The sequence below is a fragment of the Dietzia sp. SLG310A2-38A2 genome, assembly GCF_014145095.1.
GTDB lineage: Bacteria > Actinomycetota > Actinomycetes > Mycobacteriales > Mycobacteriaceae > Dietzia.
The window spans coordinates 1-4,834 of sequence record NZ_JAALDX010000253.1; the positions used below are offsets into that span (position 1 = coordinate 1).

The following is a 4,834-nucleotide window of genomic DNA, read 5'->3' on the forward strand; positions in this document are numbered from 1 at the left end:
CCCCCGCCTGTGCAGGTCAGCGCCGCGCCCGCCGCGGCCGCCGCCGCCCCGATCGAGCCCCGCGCGGAGAAGAAGAAGATGTCTCCCGGCGCCAAGCTCGGACTGATCGGCGTGGGCATGGCGCTGCTGCTCCTGCTCACGGCCGTCGCGCCCGGTGACATCCCGCGTCACATCACGGTGTTCGTCCTGGCGATCGTGATCGGGTACTACGTGATCGGCAACGTCCACCACGCGCTGCACACGCCGCTCATGTCGGTGACCAACGCGATCTCCGGCGTGATCGTCGTGGGCGCGCTGCTCCAGATCGGGATCGACAACACCGCCGGCCTGGTCCTGGCCACCATCGCGATCCTCGTCGCGTCCATCAACGTCTTCGGCGGCTTCGCCGTGACGCGCCGCATGCTCGGCATGTTCTCGAAGGGAGCCTGAGGAGATGTCACTCGTGACCGCCGCCAACGCGGCCTACCTCGTCGCCGCGCTGCTGTTCATCATGTCCCTGGCCGGCCTGTCCAAGCACGAGACCGCCCGCCGGGGCCTGAGCTTCGGCATCGCCGGCATGGCGCTGGCGCTTCTGGCCACCGTCGCGCTGGTGATCGACCACCAGCCCGCCACCATCGGGATCGTCCTCATGGTGGTGGCGGTGCTCATCGGCGCGACCCTGGGGCTGCTGCGCGCCCGCCGGGTGCAGATGACCGAGATGCCCGAGCTGATCGCCCTGCTGCACTCCTTCGTGGGTCTGGCCGCCGTGCTGGTGGGTTGGAACGGCTACCTCGAGCCCGAGCTGCACGGTGAGCTCACCGGTTCGCTGCTGGACATCCACCACGCGGAGGTGTTCATCGGCGTGTTCATCGGCGCCATCACCTTCACCGGGTCGATCGTGGCCTACCTCAAGCTCTCGGGGAAGATGAAGTCCGCGCCGCTGGTGCTGCCGGGCAAGAACCTCATCAACGCCGGGATCCTGGTGGCGTTCATCGCGCTCACCACGGCGTTCGTCATCACCCCGGCGCTGTGGATGCTCGCCGTCGTCACGGTCCTGGCCCTGGCCCTGGGGTGGCACCTCGTGGCGAGCATCGGCGGCGGCGACATGCCCGTCGTGGTCTCGATGCTCAACTCCTACTCCGGGTGGGCCGCCGCCGCGACGGGCTTCCTGCTCGGCAACGACCTGCTCATCGTGACCGGCGCGCTGGTCGGCTCCTCGGGTGCCTACCTGTCCTACATCATGTGCAAGGCCATGAACCGCTCGTTCATCTCCGTCATCCTGGGTGGCTTCGGCATCGAGGCCGCCTCGGGCGAGGGCAAGGACCACGGCGAGCACCGTGAAATCGACGTCGAGTCGGCGGCCGAGCTGCTCGCAGGCGCCTCCAAGGTGATCATCGCCCCCGGCTACGGCATGGCCGTCGCGCAGGCGCAGTACCCCGTCGCCGATCTCACCCGCACCCTGCGCGAGCGGGGCGTGGACGTGCGCTTCGCCGTACACCCCGTCGCCGGTCGCCTGCCCGGGCACATGAACGTGCTGCTGGCCGAGGCCAAGGTGCCCTACGACATCGTGTTCGAGCTCGACGAGATCAACGACGACTTCTCGGACACCGACGTGGTCCTGGTGATCGGCGCCAACGACACCGTCAACCCGGACGCCGCCGAGGACCCGGGCAGCCCGATCGCGGGGATGCCCGTGCTCCACGTGTGGGACGCCACCGACGTGATCGTGTTCAAGCGATCCATGGCCGCCGGGTACGCCGGTGTGCAGAACCCGCTGTTCTTCCGCGACAACACCCAGATGCTGTTCGGTGACGCCAAGGACCGTGTCGACGACATCCTGGGCGCGCTCAAGGAGCAGCCGGTCGGGGCGGGTCGGTAGAGCCGGCCAAAGAACCCGGTACGACGACGAGGAGGCGGTCCCACCCGGGACCGCCTCCTCGTCGCTGTTCGGGCTGACCGGTCGATCGGGCTGACTAGGTCGAGGACGTGGACGGTGACGCGGTGGCCGCCTCCGCATCCTCGTTCTCACCGACAACGTTCTCACCGACAACGTTCTCGCCGACGACCACGGCGTCGGTTCCGAGCCCGTCGCCCTCGAGCGCGTCCTGGAAGTACGCCATCTCGCGGTGATAGGCCTTGTCCAGGCCCTCCCGCTCGTCCTCCTCGGTGACCCGCAGGCCCATCGTCTTGTCCAGGACGAAGGCGATGAGCAGCGTGACGGTGAAGGAGTACGCGAGCACCGCCGCCGTGGCCAGGGCCTGGGCCCCGAGCTGCCCGAACCCGCCGCCGAACAGCAGGCCGGCCTCACCGGCGGGGGAGGCGGGATCGGCGATCACACCGATGAGCAGGGTGCCGATGATGCCCGCGACCATGTGCAGCCCGGCCACATCGAGGGAGTCGTCGTAGCCGAGGCGGTACTTCAGGCCCACCGCGTAGTGGCAGACGACGCCGCAGATCAGGCCGATCGCGATGGCGCCGAGTGGGCTGACCGCGGCGGCTGCCGGGGTGATGCCCACCAGACCGGCCACGAGCCCGGAGGCCACGCCGAGTGTCGTGGGGTGCTTGGCGCGGACCTGCTCGGTGATCATCCAGGCCAGGGCGCCACACAGGCCGGCGACCACGGTGTTGAGCGCGGCCACTGCGGCCGTGTTCCCCGCGGCGACGGCGGAGCCGGCGTTGAAGCCGATCCAGCCGGCGAACAGCATGCCGGCGCCGAGGAACGTCAGGGGAACGCTGTGCGGTCTGCTGATCGTGGGGAAACCGGCACGGCGTCCGAGCACGAGCACCAGGGCGAGCGTCGCGACACCGGCGTTGATGTGGATGGCGGTACCGCCCGCGAGATCGATGGCCCCCAGGTTGTTGGCGATCCAGCCACCGGTGACCGAACCGTCGTCGGAGTCGAACGCGAACACCCAGTGGGCCACGGGGAAGAACACCAGCACCGGCCACACGATCGCGAAGACCAGCCAGGTGGAGAAGCGCATCCGGTCCGCCACGCCGCCGGCCACGAGGGCGACGGTGATCCCCGCGAACAGCAGGAGGAACCCGGCGAACAGGGCGGGCGGCAGGCCCGGGGTCTCGGGCTCGGCCATGATGCCCCTCAGGCCCAGGTACTCGAGCGGGTCGCCGAGCAGGCCGACGCCCCCGACCGAGTCGCCGAAGGTCAGTGAGTAGCCGATCAGGACCCACAGCACGGCCATCACGGCGACCGCGCCGATCGTCATCATCATCATGTTGAGCGTGCTGCGGATGCTGACCATGCCGCCGTAGAACAGGGCCAGGCCGGGGACCATGAAGGCCACCGCGACCATGGCCGCGAGCACCCAGGCGGTGTCGGCCGCCGCTATGGCTACGTCCATGTTTCTCTCTTCTCTCTGAGGCCACTCCCGAGCGGGGCGACGTGGGGACCGTGCGTTTCACAGTGTGATCCTGTGTTGCTTAAGGGCAGGTACCGCGACCGTTGCCATTCGGTTACCGCGCAGGAGTCGAATCGCGTCCCGTCCCGGATGGGGTACGACAGGCTCAGTGGGACAGGTCCTTTCAGTGTCCGAAAGCCGTAACGCCGCGGTAACCAACCACCGGTTTAGTCACAGTACATTTTGATCACCACGCAGAAACCCTCGGATCAGGAGACGTCATGACAGTCACCGCAGACCCCTCCGTCGGGGTCGCCGACCGTGCGAACGGCGCGAGCAGACAGTCGTCGATCCCGACGCTCGACGCCGCCCGGGCGCCGGAGAGCGCCCCCGGCACCCTCGCCCGGATGGTCGCGGACTCCGGGACGCGATTCGTCCTGGCCGTGTTCACCAACCTCCGGGGCAAGCCGTGCGCCAAGCTCGTCCCGGCCTCGGCGGTCGACCAACTGGAGGCCGGGGAGCTGGGATTCGCCGGATACGCCGCCGACGCCATCGGCCAGGAGCCCAGGGACCCCGACCTCGTCGTCGTCCCCGACCCCCGTTCCTTCACCACCCTCGACTTCATCAAACCGGGACTCGCCCTGGTGCACTGCGACCCGTGGGTGAGCGGGGAGCCGTGGCGCTTCGCGCCGCGCGTCATCCTGGGACGGATGCTCGCCGACGCGGCCGCCGACGGTCTCGAGCTCAAGGTGGGCGCGGAGGTCGAGTACTTCCTGGTCCGGAAGAACGCCGACGGTTCGCTGTGCACCGCCGATCCCAAGGACGACGAGTCCCACCCGTGTTACGACGCCCGGGGCGTGACCCGCATGTTCGACCACCTCGCCGGGGTCTCGGACGCGATGAACGTGCTCGGCTGGGCCAACTACGCCAACGACCACGAGGACGGCAACGGGCAGTTCGAGCAGAACTTCGCCTACGACGAGGCGATGATCACGGCCGACAGGGTCATGACGCTGCGCTACATCATTTCCATGCTGGCCGAACAGCGGGACATGATCGCCACCTTCATGCCCAAGCCGTTCTCCGACCGCACCGGGTCGGGCATGCACCTGCACATGTCCCTGTGGCGCGACGGAGACCCGGTGTTCCCCGCCGTCGGCGCCGACCGGTACGGACTGGGGCTCTCGCCCACGGCGTACTCGTTCATCGCCGGCGTCCTCACCCACGCCGCCGGCATGCACGCGGTCCTGTGCCCCACCATCAACTCCTACAAACGTATAGGAGCGCGCACGACCGCGTCGGGGGCCACGTGGTCGCCCACCGACGCGACCTACCGCGGCAACGACCGCACGCACTACCTGCGCGTCCCCGACGGCAATCGCGTGGAGCTCCGCGGCGGCGACGGCTCGGCGAACCCCTACCTGGCCGTGGCGGTGCAACTGGCCGCAGGCCTCGACGGCGTGCGGCGGGATCTCGACCCCGGCGTGCCGGCCACGGTC

The 4,834-nt window shown here is 69.1% G+C and carries 4 protein-coding genes; 3 read left to right on the top strand and 1 reads right to left on the bottom strand.

What is annotated here, in order from left to right; genetic code table 11:
* On the top strand, positions 1–429 hold a 429-nt coding region (locus G6027_RS09345; RefSeq protein ID WP_182636930.1), incomplete at its 5' end, for a proton-translocating transhydrogenase family protein.
* A 4-nt stretch (positions 430–433) separates the two neighbouring features.
* The gene (gene pntB, locus G6027_RS09350) at positions 434–1,858 is read left to right on the top strand and encodes a Re/Si-specific NAD(P)(+) transhydrogenase subunit beta (RefSeq protein WP_182636931.1); all 1,425 of its coding nucleotides are present in this window, start codon (positions 434–436) and stop codon (positions 1,856–1,858) included.
* A 94-nt stretch (positions 1,859–1,952) separates the two neighbouring features.
* Here pntB and G6027_RS09355 read toward each other — a convergent pair whose 3' ends face one another.
* Positions 1,953–3,338, bottom strand: coding sequence for an ammonium transporter (locus tag G6027_RS09355; RefSeq protein ID WP_206682484.1), 1,386 nt, complete (start codon positions 3,336–3,338; stop codon positions 1,953–1,955).
* A gap of 404 nt (positions 3,339–3,742) precedes the next feature.
* Between G6027_RS09355 and glnT the strand changes: the two genes are divergently transcribed.
* Positions 3,743–4,834 (top strand): type III glutamate--ammonia ligase (gene glnT, locus G6027_RS09360; RefSeq protein ID WP_241726985.1); only part of this gene is annotated, 1,092 nt, incomplete at its 3' end.